16 protein-coding genes and 1 pseudogene are annotated in these 17317 nt (G+C 73.0%); 5 read left to right on the top strand and 12 right to left on the bottom strand.

Annotation, left to right across the window (positions count from 1 at the left end):
- Nucleotides 1-112: 112 nt before the first annotated feature.
- The 5 genes from AMY39116_RS0335700 to AMY39116_RS0335680 form a co-directional block, all read right to left on the bottom strand.
- A complete protein-coding gene (locus AMY39116_RS0335700; protein WP_020422384.1) occupies nucleotides 113-2221 on the bottom strand; it encodes a 3-hydroxyacyl-CoA dehydrogenase NAD-binding domain-containing protein in 2109 nt (702 codons plus the stop codon).
- Nucleotides 2218-3408, bottom strand: coding sequence for a thiolase family protein (locus AMY39116_RS0335695; protein ID WP_020422383.1), 1191 nt, complete (start codon nucleotides 3406-3408; stop codon nucleotides 2218-2220). The genes AMY39116_RS0335700 and AMY39116_RS0335695 overlap by 4 nt, the downstream gene beginning before the upstream one ends.
- Nucleotides 3409-4084: 676 nt before the next feature.
- Nucleotides 4085-5326: an HRDC domain-containing protein gene (locus tag AMY39116_RS0335690; protein ID WP_369794395.1), complete on the bottom strand. Its 1242-nt coding sequence runs from the start codon at nucleotides 5324-5326 to the stop codon at nucleotides 4085-4087.
- 73 nt (nucleotides 5327-5399) lie between these two features.
- The gene (locus AMY39116_RS44145) at nucleotides 5400-6053 is read right to left on the bottom strand and encodes a response regulator transcription factor (protein WP_020422381.1); all 654 of its coding nucleotides are present in this window, start codon (nucleotides 6051-6053) and stop codon (nucleotides 5400-5402) included.
- A 577-nt stretch (nucleotides 6054-6630) separates the two neighbouring features.
- Nucleotides 6631-7194, bottom strand: a complete 564-nt coding sequence (locus AMY39116_RS0335680; RefSeq protein WP_027935123.1) for a DUF3000 domain-containing protein — start codon at nucleotides 7192-7194, stop codon at nucleotides 6631-6633.
- Between the two features lie 87 nt (nucleotides 7195-7281).
- Here AMY39116_RS0335680 and hemE point away from each other — a divergent pair, with 87 nt between their 5' ends.
- From hemE to AMY39116_RS0335655, 5 genes are all read left to right on the top strand, one after another.
- Entirely contained in the window at nucleotides 7282-8361 is a 1080-nt protein-coding gene (hemE, locus tag AMY39116_RS0335675; RefSeq protein ID WP_027936511.1) for a uroporphyrinogen decarboxylase, read from the top strand.
- Nucleotides 8361-9728, top strand: a complete 1368-nt coding sequence (gene hemG / locus AMY39116_RS0335670) for a protoporphyrinogen oxidase (RefSeq protein ID WP_020422378.1) — start codon at nucleotides 8361-8363, stop codon at nucleotides 9726-9728. Before hemE ends, hemG begins: the two co-directional genes overlap by 1 nt.
- A 33-nt stretch (nucleotides 9729-9761) precedes the next feature.
- Entirely contained in the window at nucleotides 9762-10454 is a 693-nt protein-coding gene (gene hemQ / locus AMY39116_RS0335665; RefSeq protein ID WP_017983668.1) for a hydrogen peroxide-dependent heme synthase, read from the top strand.
- A complete protein-coding gene (locus AMY39116_RS0335660) occupies nucleotides 10455-11774 on the top strand; it encodes a CoA transferase (RefSeq protein WP_020422377.1) in 1320 nt (439 codons plus the stop codon).
- Nucleotides 11775-11860: 86 nt separating this feature from the next.
- Nucleotides 11861-12589, top strand: coding sequence for an SDR family NAD(P)-dependent oxidoreductase (locus tag AMY39116_RS0335655; RefSeq protein ID WP_020422376.1), 729 nt, complete (start codon nucleotides 11861-11863; stop codon nucleotides 12587-12589).
- A 21-nt stretch (nucleotides 12590-12610) separates the two neighbouring features.
- On the opposite strand, the gene AMY39116_RS0335650 is transcribed toward AMY39116_RS0335655, so the two are convergent.
- From AMY39116_RS0335650 to AMY39116_RS46665, 7 genes and pseudogenes are all read right to left on the bottom strand, one after another.
- Complete coding sequence (locus AMY39116_RS0335650; RefSeq protein ID WP_020422375.1) at nucleotides 12611-12943, bottom strand: hypothetical protein; 333 nt, start codon at nucleotides 12941-12943, stop codon at nucleotides 12611-12613.
- Between the two features lie 475 nt (nucleotides 12944-13418).
- The gene (locus tag AMY39116_RS0335645; protein WP_027936510.1) at nucleotides 13419-14237 is read right to left on the bottom strand and encodes a DUF692 domain-containing protein; all 819 of its coding nucleotides are present in this window, start codon (nucleotides 14235-14237) and stop codon (nucleotides 13419-13421) included.
- 95 nt (nucleotides 14238-14332) lie between these two features.
- Entirely contained in the window at nucleotides 14333-15244 is a 912-nt protein-coding gene (locus tag AMY39116_RS47985; RefSeq protein WP_304413089.1) for a TIGR04222 domain-containing membrane protein, read from the bottom strand.
- Nucleotides 15213-15929, bottom strand: coding sequence for a TIGR04222 domain-containing membrane protein (locus AMY39116_RS44140; protein WP_020422372.1), 717 nt, complete (start codon nucleotides 15927-15929; stop codon nucleotides 15213-15215). The genes AMY39116_RS47985 and AMY39116_RS44140 overlap by 32 nt, the downstream gene beginning before the upstream one ends.
- Before the next feature lie 43 nt (nucleotides 15930-15972).
- Nucleotides 15973-16395 carry a peptide-methionine (R)-S-oxide reductase MsrB gene (gene msrB / locus AMY39116_RS0335630; RefSeq protein WP_020422371.1) on the bottom strand — a complete coding sequence of 141 codons (423 nt, stop codon included), beginning with the start codon at nucleotides 16393-16395 and terminating at the stop codon, nucleotides 15973-15975.
- Between the two features lie 22 nt (nucleotides 16396-16417).
- Nucleotides 16418-16708, bottom strand: coding sequence for a hypothetical protein (locus AMY39116_RS0335625; protein WP_020422370.1), 291 nt, complete (start codon nucleotides 16706-16708; stop codon nucleotides 16418-16420).
- A 15-nt stretch (nucleotides 16709-16723) separates the two neighbouring features.
- Nucleotides 16724-17317 (bottom strand): annotated as a pseudogene (locus AMY39116_RS46665) (serine/threonine protein kinase); the annotation flags it as partial.

Below are 17317 nucleotides of genomic sequence, written 5' to 3'. Positions count from 1 at the left end.
GCGGACGACGGTCTCCGATTGCGGTGCTCGCGGGTGGGCCGTGGCTGTTCCCCAGACGGGGAAAGGCCCCCTCGCGCAGTAGGACGCGCGAGGGGGCCACCAGGTTCGGCGGTTACGCCGGCACCGAGGCCACACCCGGTGCCAGGAACGGCTTGCCGGTCACCTTCTGCGACACGCCGGTCCGGTCCAGGTACGGCGTGATGCCGCCGAGCCAGAACGGCCAGCCCGCGCCGAGGATCAGGCACAGGTCGATGTCCTGCGCCTCCGCGACCACGCCCTCGTCGAGCATGATCCGGATCTCCTCGGCGATCGCGGCCAGCGCCCGCTCGCGCAGCTGCTCCGCGGTCGAGGGCCGGTCGCCCTGCTGCCACAGCGCCGCGACCTCCGGGTCGACGCTCGGGTTGCCCTTGTCGTCCCACTGCCACACCGCGGTCTTGCCCGACGCGACGAACTTCTTCAGGTTCTCGCTCACCGGGAACCGCTCCGGGAACGCGGCGTGCAGCGTCTCGCCGACGTGCAGCGCGATCGCCGGGCCGACCAGCTGCATCAACGTCAGCGGCGACATCGGCAGGCCCAGCGGCTCCAGCGCGCGGTCGGCCACGTCGAACGGGGTGCCCTCGTCGACCGCGGTCAGCACCTCGCCGAGGAAGCGCAGCAGCAGCCGGTTCACCACGAACGCCGGGGCGTCCTTGACCAGCACGCTGGACTTCTTCAGCTGCTTGCCGACCGCGAACGCCGTCGCCAGCGCCGCGTCGTCGGTCTGCTCGCCGCGCACGATCTCCAGCAACGGCAGCACGGCCACCGGGTTGAAGAAGTGGAACCCGACGACCCGCTCCGGGTGCTGCAGCTTCGACGCCATCTCCGACACCGACAGCGACGAGGTGTTCGTCGCCAGGATCGCCTCGGGCTTGACGTAGTTCTCCAGGTCGCCGAAGACCTGCTGCTTGACGCCCATCTCCTCGAACACGGCCTCGATCACGAAGTCCGCGTCCGCGAAGGCGGCCTTGTCCAGCGAACCGCTGACCAGCGCCTTGAGCCGGTTCGCTTCGTCCGGCGAGATCCGCTTCTTGCCGAGCAGCTTGTCGATCTCACCGTGCACATAGGACACGCCCTTGTCGACGCGCGCCTGGTCCACGTCGGTCAGCACGACCGGGACCTTCAGGCGCCGCACGAACAGCAGCGCCAGCTGGCTCGCCATCAGGCCCGCGCCGACCACGCCGACCTTGGTCACCTTGCGCGCCAGCGACTTGTCCGGCGCGCCGGCCGGGCGCTTGGCGCGCTTGTTGACCAGGTTGAACGAGTACAGCCCGGCGCGCAGCGTGTCGTCCATCAGCAGCTGCGCCAGCGCCTGCGTCTCGGCCGCGTAGCCTGCGTCGAGGTCGTTGGCGCGGGCCAGTTCGAGCAGCTCGACGGCTGTGGTCGCGCCCGGCGACGCGCCCTTGGTCTTGCCGTCCACAATGGCCTTGGCGCGGGCGATCGCCGCGTCCCAGCCGGCGCCGCGGTCGATCTCCTTGCGCTGCGGGGTGACCTGGCCGTTGACGACCTTCGCCAGCCACAGCAGCGACTGCTCCAGGAAGTCCGCGCTGCCCAGCAGCTCGTCGACGATGCCCAGCTGCGCGGCCTGCGCCGGCTTGAGCATCTTGTTCTGGTTCAGCGCGTTCTCGATGATCACGGTGACCGCGGCGTCCGGGCCGATCAGGTTCGGCAGCAGCTGCGTGCCGCCCCAGCCGGGGAACAGGCCGAGGAACACCTCGGGGAACGAGATCGCCGCGGCGGACTCCGACAGCGTGCGGTAGTGGCAGGACAGGGCCAGTTCGAGCCCGCCGCCCATGACCGCGCCGTTGACGAACGCGAAGGTCGGGATCGCCGAGTCGGTGAGGCGGCGGAACACCGCGTGCCCGGTTTCGGCGATCTCGTGCGCCAGGTTCGGGTCGCTGATCGCCTCGACGCCGGACAGGTCCGCGCCGACGGCGAAGATGAACGGCTTGCCGGTGACCGCGATGGCCGCCGGTTCCGCGGCGAACGCCTCGTCCAGCGCGGCGTTCAGGCTCACCAGGCCCTGCGGGCCGAACGTGGACGGGCGGGTGTGGTCGTGCCCGTTGTCCAGGGTGATCAGCGCGACCTGCTTGTCCAGGCCGGGCACCCGGATCAGGCGCGTGGTGGCGCGGGTGACCACCTCGTCCGGGAAGGCGGCCTTGGCCTGCTCAACCGTGAACGTCACTTGTCACTCCCGTCGTAGGCAGGGTTCTCCCAGATCACGGTGCCGCCCATGCCGAGGCCGATGCACATCGTGGTGATGCCGTAGCGGACCTCGGGGTGCTCGGCGAACTGGCGGGCCAGCTGGGTCATCAGCCGCACGCCGGAGGAGGCCAGCGGGTGGCCGCAGGCGATCGCGCCGCCCCACGGGTTGACGCGCGGGTCGGTCTGCTCGATGCCGAAGTGGTCCAGGAAGGCCAGGACCTGCACGGCGAACGCCTCGTTGATCTCGAACAGGCCGATGTCGTCGATGGACAGCCCGGTCCGCTTGAGCAGCTTCTCGGTGGCAGGCACCGGGCCGACGCCCATGACCTCGGGGTCGACGCCGGCGAAGGAGTAGCCGACCATCCGCATCGCGACGGGCAGGCCCAGCTCGCGGGCGGTCTCCTCGTCGGCGAGGATCGCACCGGTCGCGCCGTCGTTCAGGCCCGCGGCGTTGCCCGCGGTGACCCGGCCGTGCGGGCGGAACGGGGTCTTCAGGTTCGCCAGGGTTTCCACGGTGGTGCCCGGGCGGGGCGGCTCGTCCTCGGTGGCCAGGCCCCAGCCCAGCTCGGAGCGGATCGCGACCGGGACGAGCTCGGGGCCGATCTTGCCGGCCTTGACGGCGTCGGCGTAGCGCTCCTGGCTCTGCGCGGCGTACTCGTCCGCGCGGCGCTTGGTGATGGCCGGGAAGCGGTCGTGCAGGTTCTCCGCGGTCTGGCCCATGACGAGCGCGGACGGGTCGACGAGCTTGTCGGCGACGATGCGCGGGTTGGGGTCGACCCCTTCGCCCATCGGGTGGCGGCCCATGTGCTCGACACCGCCCGCGATGGCGATGTCGTAGGCGCCGAAGCCGATGCCGCCCGCGACGGTGGTGACCGCGGTCATCGCGCCGGCGCACATGCGGTCGATCGCGTAGCCGGGGACCGAGCGCGGCAGACCGGCCAGGAGGGCGGCCGTGCGGCCGATCGTCAGGCCCTGGTCGCCGGTCTGGGTCGTGGCGGCGATGGCGACGTCGTCCACCCGCTCCGGCGGCAGTTCCGGATGGCGGCGCAGCAGTTCGCGGATGACCTTGACCACGAGGTCGTCGGCCCTGGTGTTGGCGTAGATGCCCTTGTCACCCGCCTTGCCGAACGGGGTGCGGACCCCCTCGACGAAGGCCACGGTGCGCACCGCCCGCGCGGTCGGCGCAAGGGGGGTTGCAGCCACGATGTGCTCCCTCTGTCAGCTCTGGGACCGCCGGTTACCCGGCGGTAATGACGCCACTCTAGCCCCGGTTACCGATGGGTAACCAGTGTGGTGGGTAGGACCACCTTTTCGAGCGGCGAGAGCTGATCTGTGAACACAACCCGAGCTGGGTGGTCATCCCGTCGCCTGACACCGGCGCGATCACCTTGAGCCAGGGCCGCAACCTCCGTGCTCGCGTGAGATGACATGCCAACCTTGCGGCCCTGGCTCAAGGTGATATGCACAAACCGGAAGGCGACGGGATGACCACCCAGCGACCACCCACCCGAGGTGAGACGAGGCACCCAACCCCTGGTCATCCCGGAGCCTGCCCGTCCGGCGAGGACTCTTTTGATCTTTAAACCCGCGGCTTCGCGCGGCGAAGAGCCCGCCCTGCGGGCGGAATGCGCCTCACGGCGCTCAAAATGCTCACCTTCCGACCACCCCCGCCCCCGATGCCTGATTGTGTTTCAGTCGCCGAGCAGCCGTGTCAAGGCGGGAAAGCGTGCCTTGACACGACTGGTCGGCGACTAAAGATCGGCTGTGGATCGGGGGCGGGGGAGGTCTGGTTGGGGTAGTCACTTGCTTTTCGTTGCCGGCTTGCGTTTCGCTGTGGGGCTGCTCAGGCGGTCGCCTGCAGAGCCTCTACCAGCACCGGCGCCGTCAGCTCCACCTGCCACGGGCGTGCGCCGCCCGCGGCCAGTGCCGCCGAGACCGCCTCGAGGCTCCTGTCCTCTGGTGGGCGCCAGCAGGTGCGGCGCAACAGGTCCGGCAGCAACAGGTTCTCCACCGGCAGTTGGTGGTGGTCGGCGATCTTCGCCAACCCGGCGCGGGCCGCGGCCAGGCGGGCTGCCGCGTCGGGGTCCTTGTCCGCCCAGCGGTTCGCCGGGGGAGGGCCGTCGTTCGGTTGTGCCGGGTTGGGCAGCTGGTCGCGCGGCAGTTGGCGCGCCGCCTGGAGGTGGCGGAACCAGTTGCCCGTGTAGCGCCGCTGGACGCGTCCGCCGAAGACCGGCAGCGCCTGCAGCTCGGCCACGGACTTCGGCTCCGCCAGCACCGCGTTCACGATCGCGCTGTCGGGCAGCACCCGGCTCGGCGCGCGGTCCCGCTTGCGGGCCAGCTCGTCGCGGGCCTCCCACAGCGCGCGCACCGCCGCCAGGCCCCGCGCGGTGCGGACCTTGTGGATCCCCGACGTGCGCCGCCACGGCTCGCTCCTCGGCGGGGGCTGCGGGGCGGTCCGGACGGCCTCGAACTCCTGGCGCGCCCAGTCCAGCTTGCCCTGGGCGTCCAACTCGGCCTCGAGCTTCTCCCGCAGCGGGATCAGCAGCTCGACGTCCAGCGCCGCGTAGTTGAGCCAGTCCACCGGCAGCGGCCGCTTCGACCAGTCGGCCGCGCTGTGCCCCTTCTCCAGGTGGTAGCCCAGCAGCTTCTCCACCAGGGTGCCCAGCGCCACCCGCTCGTAGCCGGCCAGCCGCCCGGCCAGCTCGGTGTCGAACAGACTGCCCGGAACCAGGTCCAGCTCGGCCAGGCACGGCAAGTCCTGCGAGGCGGCGTGCAGCACCCACTCCTCGCCGTTCAGCACGTCCTGCAGCGGCCCCAGCCTGCCCTCCAGGGCGATGGGGTCCACGAGCACCGTGCCGGAGCCCTCCCGGCGCAACTGCACCAGGTAGGCCTTGGGCCAGTAGCGGTAGCCGGACGCGCGCTCGGTGTCCACCGCGATCGCACCCGTGCCCGCCGCCAGCCGTTCGCAGGCACGCGCCAGCGCCGGCTCGTCCGCCACCACGTCCGGCGTCCCGTCGGCCGGCTCCTTGAGCGTGACCGGGACGTCCGGTTCGCTGGTATCAGGCACTTGATCTGCGGTTTCCACGTCGGTCAACCCTACGGGACGGGCGCACCGTCACCGGTACGCCCGTCCGTTGGGTCGTGTTATCGGCTGGGGATCAGCGGATGACGCCGGCTCGCATCGCCAGCGCCACCATCTGCGCCCGGTCGCCGGTGCCGAGCTTGCGCCCGATCCGGGACAGGTGCGACTTGACGGTGAGCGCCGAGAGGCTGAGCTCCTCGCCGATCTCCTTGTTGGACTGGCCGTCGGCGACCAGCTGCAGCACCTCCACCTCGCGCGCGGACAGCTCCCGCGGCGTGTTGTCGGTGCCCGGCACCCGCGTGCCGGTCGCCAGCACCGGGGCCACGCTCGGGTCCGCGTACACCCCGCCGTCCAGCACCCGGCGCACCCCGTCGGTCACCACCATGGGCGAGGCCGACTTCAGCAGGTACGCCTGGGCACCGGCCTGGAAGGCCGAGCGCACGGCATACGGGTCGTCGGACGAGGCGAGCACCACGATGCGGGGCCAGCCCTGGCTGCGGAGTTCCGTGACCAGGTCGATCCCGCTCCCGTCCGGCAGCCCGAGGTCGAGGATGGCCAGGTCGCACGGACCCGTCGCGGTCGCCCGCGCCCTCGCCTCCGCTACCGAGGCAGCTTCGTGTACGGTGCCCGCACCCATCTGTGCGAGTCGTGCGGCAATCGCCTCCCTCAGGAGCGGGTGGTCGTCGACCACCCGCACCGAAAACAGCTCTTCCCGCGGGTGCGGGACCATGCTCGCCGGCAAAGCACCGGCTGGCGTGGATCTGACGGCCTGCGACAAGCCGACGGCAGCCACGTCACTACCTCCCTGGAGTCGGTCGTGCCCCCCGACCGGCACCGGGTACTTTCGGCCGATCAGCCGCGCCAGCTCTAGACCGAAAGTGGTGTCGTCGAAGAGGCACTCTAGCCGCCGATCGCCTTCCGCGGGGGGATCGAACGGGTATCTATCTCGATCGGGTAGTTACTAGCTGGCATCGTTGTACCACGTTCGGAGTAATAAACTGCCTGTGGCTAACGCGTCGCAGAGTGCCAGCGATATGGCCTTTTTGGGGGCAGGCTGCTGCGCGTGCATACGGACCGTGCATCTGCTCACGAACTGTGTTCTACAGCGTTCACCGATTGGACCAGTGGGGTCATCAGATCGACTGACGTGAACTCTTTGCGCAGCGTAGGCGGCTCGTGTGGATCTACGGAGAGCCCCCGCCCCGGGATCGCCAGGGTGACCGGAGGCCGCGGGACCGAACTCTATCGACGCCGCCGCGGGCCGCGGAGTGAGGTCTACGTCACACTCGGCGCGTCGCGGGGGTCGTTCAGCCGCTCTGGCGGTGGCCGAACAGCGAGACCCCGACCGGCGGCAGCCCGGCCACGCTCGACATCAGCTGGCAGAACGCCTCGCCGTGCGGGCGCAGGTGCTGGTCCGACGGCGTCCAGGACGCCCGCAGCTCCAGGTCGTCGGTGCGGGCCGGGCCGCTGATGTCGCCGAAGCGCGCCGACGAGGTCTCGGTGACCGTGCCGCCCAGCGCGGTGAAGGACGCGCCGGAGGTCTCCAGCGCGTCGGTGAGCCACGACCAGCCGACCGCGGGCAGGAACGGGTCGCTGGCCAGTTCCCGGTCGATCTCCGCGCGCACGTAGACGACCATCCGCAGCACCCCGTCCCAGGACTCCGGGCCCTCCGGGTCGTGCAGCAGCACCAGGCGGCCGGTGGCCGTCACGTCCGCCGGACCCGTCGCGTCGCAGCTGAGCGCGTAGGACCAGGGGGCCAGGCGCTGCGGCGCGCGCACGGGTTCGAGGGTCATCTCCGGCCGGGGCCGGATCGCTTGCAACGCCGCGACAGCTTCACGGAACATCTCGGGCGCATGCGTCATCGCGGTCACAGCCCGACTGTAGGACGGCGAACGGGCACCGGGCGGCAGACGCGCCGAGGGAAGGGGCCCCAGGGCCGCGTGGCACCATGGTTGACGATGTCCACTACTGCGCAGTCGCGGCCACGCACGGGCCGCCGGGACCTCGCCGGGTCCCCCTTCCTGACGGCCGCCCGCGGCCGTCGTCCCGCGCGTCTGCCCGTCTGGTTCATGCGCCAGGCCGGCCGCTCGCTGCCCGAGTACCGGGCGCTGCGCGAGGGCGTGCCGATGCTCAAGGCTTGCTTCGACCCGGAGATGATCGCCGAGATCACGCTCCAGCCGGTCCGCCGCCTCGGCGTGGACGCCGCCATCTTCTTCAGCGACATCGTGGTGCCGCTGGTCGCCGCCGGTATCGACGTCGACATCGTGCCCGGCACCGGGCCCGTCGTGGCGGAGCCGGTGCGCGACGCCGCCGCCGTCCGCAGCCTGCCCGCGCTGGAGCCCGAGCGGCTCGAGCCGGTGCTGGACGGCACGCGACTGCTCGTCGAGCGGCTGGGCCAGACCCCCCTGATCGGGTTCGCCGGCGCGCCGTTCACGCTCGCGTCCTACCTCATCGAGGGCGGCCCCAGCCGCAGCTTCGAGCGCACCAAGGCCCTCATGCGCTCCGAACCCGAGGTGTGGCACGACCTGGCCGGACAGCTGGCCGACATCGCGGTGACCTTCCTGCGCGGCCAGATCGAAGCCGGCGCGGACGCGGTGCAGCTGTTCGACTCCTGGGCCGGCGCGCTGACGCTGCGCGAGTACCGCGAGTTCGTGCTGCCGCATTCGGCACGCGTGCTCGGCGCGGTCGCGGACCTGGACGTGCCACGCATCCACTTCGGCGTCGGCACCGGCGAGCTCCTGACCGCCATGCGCGAGGCCGGGGCCGACGTGGTCGGCGTCGACTGGCGCGTCCCGCTGGACGAGGCCGTGCGGCGGCTGACCGCGCACGGCGAGCCCGTGCCGGTCGTGCAGGGCAACCTGGACCCGGCGCTGCTGCAGGCGTCCTGGCCGGTCATCGAGGCCGAGGTGCGCCGCATCGCCGCGGAGGGCCGCGCCGCCGCCGGGCACATCTTCAACCTCGGCCACGGCGTGCCCCCCGGCACCGATCCCGACGTGCTGGCCCGCGTCGTCGAGCTCGTCCACAGCCTGGAGGGCTGATGCACGTCGCGGTCGTCGGCGGGGGCGTGTCGGGCGCGGTCGCGGCGTACCGGCTGCGCGGCGCGCTCGGCGACGGCGCGGCGATCACCCTCGTCGAGGCCACGGACAGCCTCGGCGGCAAGCTGCGCACCGCGGAGGTCGCGGGCGTGCGCTACGACGTGGGCGCGGAGGCCTTCCTCGCCCGGCGCCCGGAAGGCGTGGGACTGGCCGCCGAGCTCGGGCTGGAGCTGGTCCACCCGGCGAAGGCCCGCTCGACCGTGCGCGCCGGAGGCCACCTCGCCCCGCTGCCCGGCCGGACGCTGATGGGCATCCCGGGCTCGCCGGACGCGGTCGCGGAGGTGCTCTCGGACAAGGGCCGGGCGCGCGTGGCCGCCGAGCCGGACCTGCCCCCGGTGACGCTGGAGTCCGACACCGCGCTGGGCGCCCTGCTACGCGAGCGCTTCGGCGACGAACTCGTGGACCGGCTGGTCGACCCGCTGCTCGGCGGCGTCTACGCGGGCGGCGCCGACGGTCTCGGCTTGCGCGCCACCGTCCCCGCCCTGGCCACCGCGATCGACCGCGGCGCGCCCTCGCTGACCGCTGCGGCGGCCGGGTTGATCCCGTCCCAGCCCAGCAGTGCGCCGGTGTTCGGCACCCTGCCCGGCGGTCTCGGCACGCTCGTCGACCGGCTCGTCGAGCTGGCCAAGCCGGACATCCGCCTCGGACGGCCGGTCACCGCGCTGCGGCGGCGGGAGCGCGGCTGGCAGCTGGAGATCGGCGACGAGCTGATCGACGCCGACGCCGTCCTGCTCGCGGTGCCCGCGCCGGCGGCCCGCAAGCTGCTCGACGGTGCCGCGCCGGCCGCGTCGTCGGCGCTCGGCGAGGTCGAGCTGGCGTCCATGGCGGTCGTGGCGATGGCCCTGCCACCGGGCACCGAGCTGCCGGACGCGTCCGGGGTGCTGATCGGGGCGCGGGAACGCCGCGCGGACGGCGAGCCGTTCGCCGCCAAGGCCTTCACCTTCTCCACCCGCAAGTGGCCGCACCTGGACACCGGCCCGGTGCTGGTCCGCGGCTCGGTCGGCCGCTTCCGCGAGCCCGGCGCGCTGCACCGCGACGACGACGACCTGGTCCGCCTGGTGCGCGACGACCTCGCCGAGCTGACCGGGATCACCGCCGAGCCGCTCGACGTCGTGGTGACCCGCTGGGGCGGCGGGCTGCCGCAGTACGGGCCGGGGCACCTGGACCTCGTCGAGCGCGCCGAGCGGGCCGTCGCCGAGGTGCCCGGGCTGGCGCTGGCCGGGGCCGCCCTGCACGGTGTCGGGGTGCCGGCGTGCATCGCGACGGCCACCGCGGCCGCGACCCGCATCACCTCACAGCTGGTGCGCTAGCAGCGGGTTTCCGGGCAGTGCCAAGATGGGGGCATGGCGCGGCTGAACTATCAGGAGCTCAACGACACCATCCGCTACACCGCCTGGTCGGTGTTCCGGGTCGAGCCGGGGCGGCTCCCCGAGGATCGCGGCCAGGCCGCGACCGAGACCACCGAGTACCTCGACGCCCTGGAGGGCAAGGGGGTCGTGGTGCGCGGCGTGTACGACGTCGCCGGGCTGCGGGCCGACGCCGATTACATGATCTGGTGGCACGCCGAGACCCCGGAGCAGGTGCAGGCCGCCTACACCGGGTTCCGCCGCACCCCGCTGGGCCGCGTGTCGACGCCGGTGTGGAGCCAGTTCGCGCTGCACCGCCCCGCGGAGTTCAACCGCAGCCACATCCCCGCCTTCCTGGCCGGGGAGGAGGCGCGCAAGTACGTCTGCGTGTACCCGTTCGTCCGCTCCTACGAGTGGTACCTGCTGCCGGACGCCGAGCGCCGCAAGATGCTCGCCGACCACGGCAAGGAGGCCCGCGACTACCCGGACGTGCGCGCCAACACGGTGGCGTCGTTCGCGCTGGGCGACTACGAGTGGATCCTCGCCTTCGAGGCCGACGAGCTGCACCGCATCGTCGACCTGATGCGGCACCTGCGCGGCACCGAGGCGCGGCGGCACGTGCGGGAGGAGATCCCGTTCTACACCGGCACGAAGGTCGTTCCGGCCGAGCTGATCCTGAACCTGCCGTAGGTGTTCGGCGCGCTGTGGCGCGATCTGACCGGTGAGGCGCCCGGCCCGGTCGAGATCACCGGCCCGGAAACGGTGCTGCCCGGGCCGTACCGGGTGGCGGCGGCCGCGTCGATGAGCGTCGCCGCGGCCACCCTGGCCGCCGCGGAATTGTTGCGGCTGCGTGGAATCGACCCCGGTGCGGTGTCGGCCGACACGCGGCACGCCGCGGCGGCGTTCTCCAGCGAGAAGCTGGTGCGGGTGGACGGCGAGCCGCCCGGGGACGCGTGGGCGCCGCTGTCCGGCGACTACCGCGCGGCCGACGGCTGGGTCCGGCTGCACTGCAACTACCCCCACCACGCTGCGGCGGTGTGCCGCGCACTCGGGGTGACCGAGGACCGCGCGGCGGTGGCGTCGGCGGTCGCCGCACGGGACGCGTGGGACGTGCAGGAGGCGGTGGTCGCCGCGGGCGGGGCGGCGGCAGCCATGCGCACCCGCGAAGAGTGGCTGGACAGCGCGATGGGGCGGGCGCTGGACGGACCGCTCGTGGTGCAGGAGCTGGTGGGGACGGCCCCGGCGCGGCCACTGCCGGAGTCGCCGCGGCCGCTGGGCGGGGTGCGGGTGCTGGACCTGACGCACGTGATCGCCGGTCCGGTCGCGGGCCGGGTGCTGGCCGCGCACGGCGCGGACGTCCTGCACATCGGGGCCGCGCACCTGCCGGTCGTGCACCCGCTGGTGGTCGACACCGGAATGGGCAAGCGCTCGGCGCACCTGGACCTGCGCACCGAGGCCGGGCGTTCCGCGTTGTGGGGTCTGATCGGGTCCGCGGATGTCGTGTTGCAGTCGTTCCGGCCGGGCGCGCTGGCCGGGCTGGGGTTCACGGCGGAGCGGCTGGCGGCGGCGCGGCCCGGGATCGTGCTGGTGGAGCTGAACGCGTGGGGCTGGGAAGGCCCGTGGCGGGGTCGGCGCGGGTTCGACAGCCTGGCGCAGATGGCGTCGGGAATCGCTTGGGGCGCCGAGGAACCCCGGCCGTTGCCCGTGCAGGCGCTGGACCACGCGACGGGCTGGCTGGCCGCGGCTGCCGCCATGGTCGCGCTGCGGAACCGGGCCGTCGAGGGCGGCAGCAGGCGGGTGCGCCTCGCGCTGGCCCGGACGGGGCGGTGGCTCGACGGACTGGGCCGGGTTCCTGGTGGATCCACTGTGGACTTCTCGGATTTCCTTGCCGAGACCGGGAGTGAGTTCGGCTTGGTGCGTCACGTGACCTGTCCGGGTGGGATGGTGCCGCGTCCGATGTGGACTTCCGGGCCGCCGCTGCCAGGGAGTGCGGTCGCGGAGTGGCTTTAGCGCGGTCCTGGGAGTAACGCACCCTGGCTGGCCCGCTCCCGTCGCTGCAGGATCGGGGGGTGATGGCAGCGGTAGTAGGGAGCGGGATGCCGGGACGGCTGGACGGCAAGGTCGCGTTGATCACGGGCGCGTCGGGTGGGATCGGGGCGGCCACGGCGGCCCTGTTCGCCCGGGAGGGGGCGCGGCTGGTGCTGGGTGATGTCACCGGGAGCGGGCCGGAGCGGGAGGACGCGCTGCGCGTGCACCTCGACGTCTCCTCGGCGCGGGACTGGCAGGCGGCCCTGGCCAGGACGGCGGAGCGCTTCGGCAGGCTGGACGTGCTGGTCAACGTGGCGGGAATCGTGGACTGGCCGGGCATCGAGGACACCGCCGAGGCCGATTGGGACCGGGTGATCGCGGTGAACCAGAAGGGCACCTGGCTGGGCATGAAGACCGCGATGCCGTTGCTGCGCGCGAGCGGGAACGCGTCGGTGGTCAACGTGTCGTCGATCCTGGGCATCATCGGCGGCGGGTCGGCCGCGGCCTACCACGCCTCGAAGGGCGCGGTGCGGCTGCTGACCAAGACGGCGGCCGTCGAGTACGCGACGAGGGGGGTGCGGGTCAACTCCGTGCACCCCGGCGTCATCGCGACACCGATGATCCAGGACATCCTCGACATCGAGGGCGACCAGCAGGCCGACATCCTGCGCACCCCGATGAAACGAGCGGGCACAGCGGACGAGATCGCCGCGGCGATCCTGTTCCTCGCCTCCGACGAGTCGTCCTTCGTCACGGGCGCGGAGATCGTCGTCGACGGCGGCATCACGGCGCACTAGCGTGGTTGGCGTGGCCGTCGGTCAGCGGGTGAAGCGGGACCACCAGCGCCGCCGGGGGAGTTCGCCGCGCTCGGCGAGCCAGGCGGCGAAGTTCGCGGCGTCCTGGCGGTAGCCGGTGCCGTCCGTGCGGGGTGTGGCTTCGGCGTAGGCGTCGAACAGGGGGCGGAACCGGTCGCCGAGCAGGCGGAAGAGATCGGGCCTGAGGTCGGCGACGATGGAGCGGCGCTTGGCTCGCAGGGCGAGCACCTCGGCGGCCACCCGGCCGGGGTCGAAGCCCGCCGGAGGAACCCCGCCGGCCAGCAGGGCGCGCAGCAACTCAGCCTGCCGGGCGGCGAGTTCTTCCCGGCTGGTCACAGGTGCTCCCGCGTCGCGGTCAGCGGGGCGTGCAGTGGTTGGCTTGGCGGGCCGCCGCGGTCGTTCCGGCCGCTCACTGGTACTCCCGGGGCGTGGCGGGTTCGGTGGCCGGCCGGGCGCGCAGCCGTTTGGCTGCTGGGTGGCGAGTTCTTCCCGGCTGGGCACAGGTGCTTCCGGGTCGCGGTGGGTTCGGCGGCCGGCGGGTCGTGTGGCAGTTCGGCTTGCTGGGTCGCGAGTTCCTTCCGGTTGGGCACAGGTGCTCCCGGGGTGGGGTCAGCGGGGCGTGTAGCAGTTGGCTTGGCGGGCCGCCGCGCTCGTTCCGGCCGCTCACTGGTACTCCCGGGGCGTGGCAGGTTCGGTGGCCAACCAGGCGCCAGCAGTTTGGCTCGCCGGGCATCCCGGTAGGTTCCGGGGTGTTCCCGGATCGGGGCGCGCAGCAGCTCGGCCCGCTGGGCGGCCAGCCCCTCGCGCCCGCTCACAGGCGCTCCCGGATCGCGGCCAGTTCCGCGGCCAGTTCGTCGTCCGGTGGGTAGGCGCCGTCGCGTTCCAGGAGCGCTCCGGGGGGCTCCCGTCGGCGCCGCAGTTCGCTCAGCAGGTCGAGCACCTCCGGCAGCACCGGGTGGGTGTGCGTGTCGTGGTAGATGCCGTCGGCCTCGACGCCCCCGGCGACGTGCACGTACGCCACCCGCTCCAGCGGCACCTCCTCCAGGAACCCCACCGGGTCCGCGCCCAGGTTCCGCGCGTTCGCGTACAGGTTCGCCACGTCCACGATCAGCAGGCACCCGGTCCGCGACGTCAGCTCGGCCAGGAACGCGGCCTCGCTCATCTCGGCGTCCGGCCACTCCAGCAGCGCGGCGATGTTCTCCAGCGCGAACGGCCTGCCCACGATCGACTGCGCCAGCCGCACGTTCTCCACCAGCACATCGAGCGCCTCCCGTGTGCGGGGGAGCGGCACCAGGTGCCCCGCGTCCAGCCCGCCCGCGCGCACGAAACACACGTGGTCGCTGGCCAGCGGCGCGTCCAGCTCGTCGGCGACCGCCGCGAGGTGCTCCACCCGCCGCGTGTCCAGCGGCTCCGCGCCGCCCAGGGACAGCGACACCGCGTGCGGCAACACCGGCATGCCACGCTCCCGCAGCTCCACCAGCGCCGCGGGCAGGCGACCCGGGTGCAGGTTCTCGGCGATCACCTCGACCCACTCCACACCCGGCAGCCGCGCGATCGACAGGTCGATCTCCGGCCGCCACCCGATGCCCACGCCCAGCCGCTCAACCGCCACCGCAACCGCCTCCACCATCGCCACCGCAGTCGTCGAGCCCCGAGGTCGAACCCGCCGCAAGCCCACCCACCCGCAGGCCCGCGTAGTCGGTGAAGCCGATCGGCCCGAAGCGCTCAGTCACCACCGCCGCCACCCCCGCAACCACCACCGCCGCCGCACGAGCTGCCTCCGCCGCACGAACCGCTTCCGCACGAGCTGCTTCCGCAGGAGCTGCCCGACGACCCGCAGCCGTAGCCCGACGACGAGCCGGACCAGCCTCCGCGGCGCCGTGGCTTCCGCGGCGGCGGCGCCGACAGCAGCGCCTGCGCGATGGCCTGGTCCGGGTGGCGGGCGAGGCCACCGAGGGCCACCGCCTGCGCGGCCCCGCCCGTGGTCATGCCCGCCACCCGCAGCGCGGTGTCACCGGTCGAAGTCCTGGCCGGGCCGCGTGGCCGCCGGTCGGTGAGCGCCCAGAGGAGCCCGGCCGGCAGCACCGCCAGCACGAACGTGCCGTCCGGGAAGGCCAGGAACGCGAGGACCACGACCGCGAAGAGCAGGAGCGTCGCCAGCCGCCGGACGTTGCGCACCGCCCCGGGCGTGACCAGGAGCCCTTCCCCGGCGAGCCGGTCGCGCAGCTCGTCGAACTCGGCGCGGCCCACCACCGCCGCGCGCACGTCGTGCAGGGTCCACGTGCCGCGGCCGTCGCGCACCGCGGTCCAGACCGCCGCGCTCAGCCGGTCGGCCGGGGCGTGGCCGCCGGTCGTGGACAGCCTCCCGCCACTGCTCACCCGGATCCGCTGCCGCTCCACGAGATCCGCGAGCGCGGTGTCGGTCGCCCGCACCGGGCCGCCCGCCAGGAACCCCAGCTCGATCAGCCCGGGCGGGTGGTGCGGCCCGCCGCCGCGCCGCTTGAGCAGCCGCGAACCGAACAAGCGCACCACCACGGGCAGCACCAGCAACGCGGCGAAGAGCGGGAGGAACGTCGAAGCGGGCAGGCCCCAGAACGCGGGCCCGTCACCGACCGCCAGGATCACCGGACCAGCCACCCCGCCACCTCCGAATCCACCCCCGGACTTGGCCGTTCGACGGACCCGGCCCGGCGGTGGTTCCCAGAACCGTGGCGCCACGCAGCAAGCGGCTCCCCGCGACGGTGCGCCTCGGCGACGGGACGAGCTCGGCCGCCCCGAGGACGAGCACCCCGGCCAGCATCACCGGGATGGCGGCCACCGCGTAGCCGCCGACGAACGTGCTGATCACGACCCCGACCAGCAGGACCCGGGACGCGACCCGGATGCCGGACACGTCACCGGGCGGCACCACCAGCCCGCGGGCGGCGAGCCCGCGCACGACCTCCCCGATTTGCGGGCTGTCCGCCAGGTGCAGGCGCAGGGTCTGCGCGGTCGCCAGGCCGCGCCAGAACGACACCGCCAGCACCACGGCGATGGCGAGTGGTTCCCCTGGGGACCGCGTCGTCGTGGTGGTCAGCCGGCCACCGGCGTCCACGCGGATCCACCGGCGCGCGACCAGGTCCGCGAGCACCAGGTCGACGGCCCGGTCCGGCCCGCCGGCCAGCACCGCCAGCTCGACCGCGGTGACCCGCTCGGCACCGGGCCGTATCCGGCGGTACCGCAGCAGGACCGGGCCGAGCAGCCGCACCACCGGCGGCACCAGGATCAGCGCCGCGTAGAGCGCGGCGAACTCCCGGGCGGACAACCCCCAGTACGCCCCCATACACCCGCAGGGTAGCGGGCGGGTGCGTGTCGTGGCGCGGGTTTTACTCCGCGGGCACCAGGCGCAGGGAGATCGAGTTGATGCAGTACCGCTGGTCGGTCGGCGTCGGGTAGCCCTCGCCCTCGAAGAGGTGGCCCAGGTGGCTGTGGCAGGTCGCGCACAGCACCTCGGTGCGCACCATGCCCAGCGACCGGTCCTCGCGCAGCAGCACGGCGTCCGAGGAGGACGGGTCGAAGAACGACGGCCAGCCGCAGTGGCTCTCGAACTTGGTGTCGCTGCGGAACAGCTCGGCGCCACACGCGCGGCACTCGTAGATGCCGGTGGTCTTGGTGTCGGTGTACTCGCCGGTGAACGGCCGCTCGGTGCCCGCCTGGCGCAGCACGGCGTACTCCTCGGGGGAGAGCTGCTCGCGCCACTCCTGGTCCGACTTGACCACCTTCGGGGTGGCTCCCACGACGGGTTCCATGCGAGGTTTCATATGCTTCAGGCTACTCGGCGAGCCACTGCACGGCCCGTACCACGATGTCCCACGAGGCGACGATCACGCCGAGGACCAGCAGCACCACGACGGTGGCCGCGATCCACCACCGCAGCCCGCCGACCCGGGTGCTGGACTCGGCGAACTCCGCCACGTTGTGCAGGGTCCCCTCGACCGTGAAACCCGGCTCGCACCGCTGCATCCGGTCCAGGTGCCGCGCGAACGCCTGGGCCTCCGGATCGTCGGGGTCGAGCCCGACCAGGTCGTCGTCGAAGCGCGGGTTGCGGCCGCTCTCGGTCATACCGACCAGGGTAGGTCAGCCGAGTTTCGTGTTCGCGTCGATCCGCAGCCCGGCCGCGGTGTTGACCACGCGCCAGGAGACGCGGCCGACCCCGTCGATCGAAACGGACATGTCGGCGGAACCGTCGGCGTTGGCGCCCTTGTCCGCGCGGATCGAGTTGTAGCCCTCGATCTCGTGCTCGTCCCAGTACTGCTGGAACGCCTGCTGGCTGCCGAACACGGCCTGCGCGGCGGGCGTGAGCAGGCCCCACGCCTGGGGCGATCCCGAGCTGTCGAGGTAGGCCTTGACCACCTGGCCCGCCGAGCCGAAGTCCACCGATCCGGTGTTGGCCGTCTGGCCGAGGTCGGCCGGGGCGGCGCTGCTGGGCGTGCTGGGCGGCGCGGAGGTGGGGGCGGTGATGCCGCCCGCGTTGGCCTGCGAGGCGCCGCCGTTGGTCTTGTCGTCGCCGTTGAGCAGGACGACCAGCACGACGACGAGCACGGCGACCACGGCCACCGCCGATCCGGCCAGCACGCCCTTGCGCTTCAGCGGGGACTGCTTGGCCTGCTGGGGCGGCTTCGGCGGCGGGATGAACGCGGCGGTCGGGTTGCGCGGGCTGCGCTGCGGCGG

The sequence above is a fragment of the Amycolatopsis sp. ATCC 39116 genome, from assembly GCF_000231075.2.
GTDB classification, from domain to species: domain Bacteria; phylum Actinomycetota; class Actinomycetes; order Mycobacteriales; family Pseudonocardiaceae; genus Amycolatopsis_E; species Amycolatopsis_E tucumanensis.
This window is presented reverse-complemented; position numbering and strand designations above follow the sequence as displayed.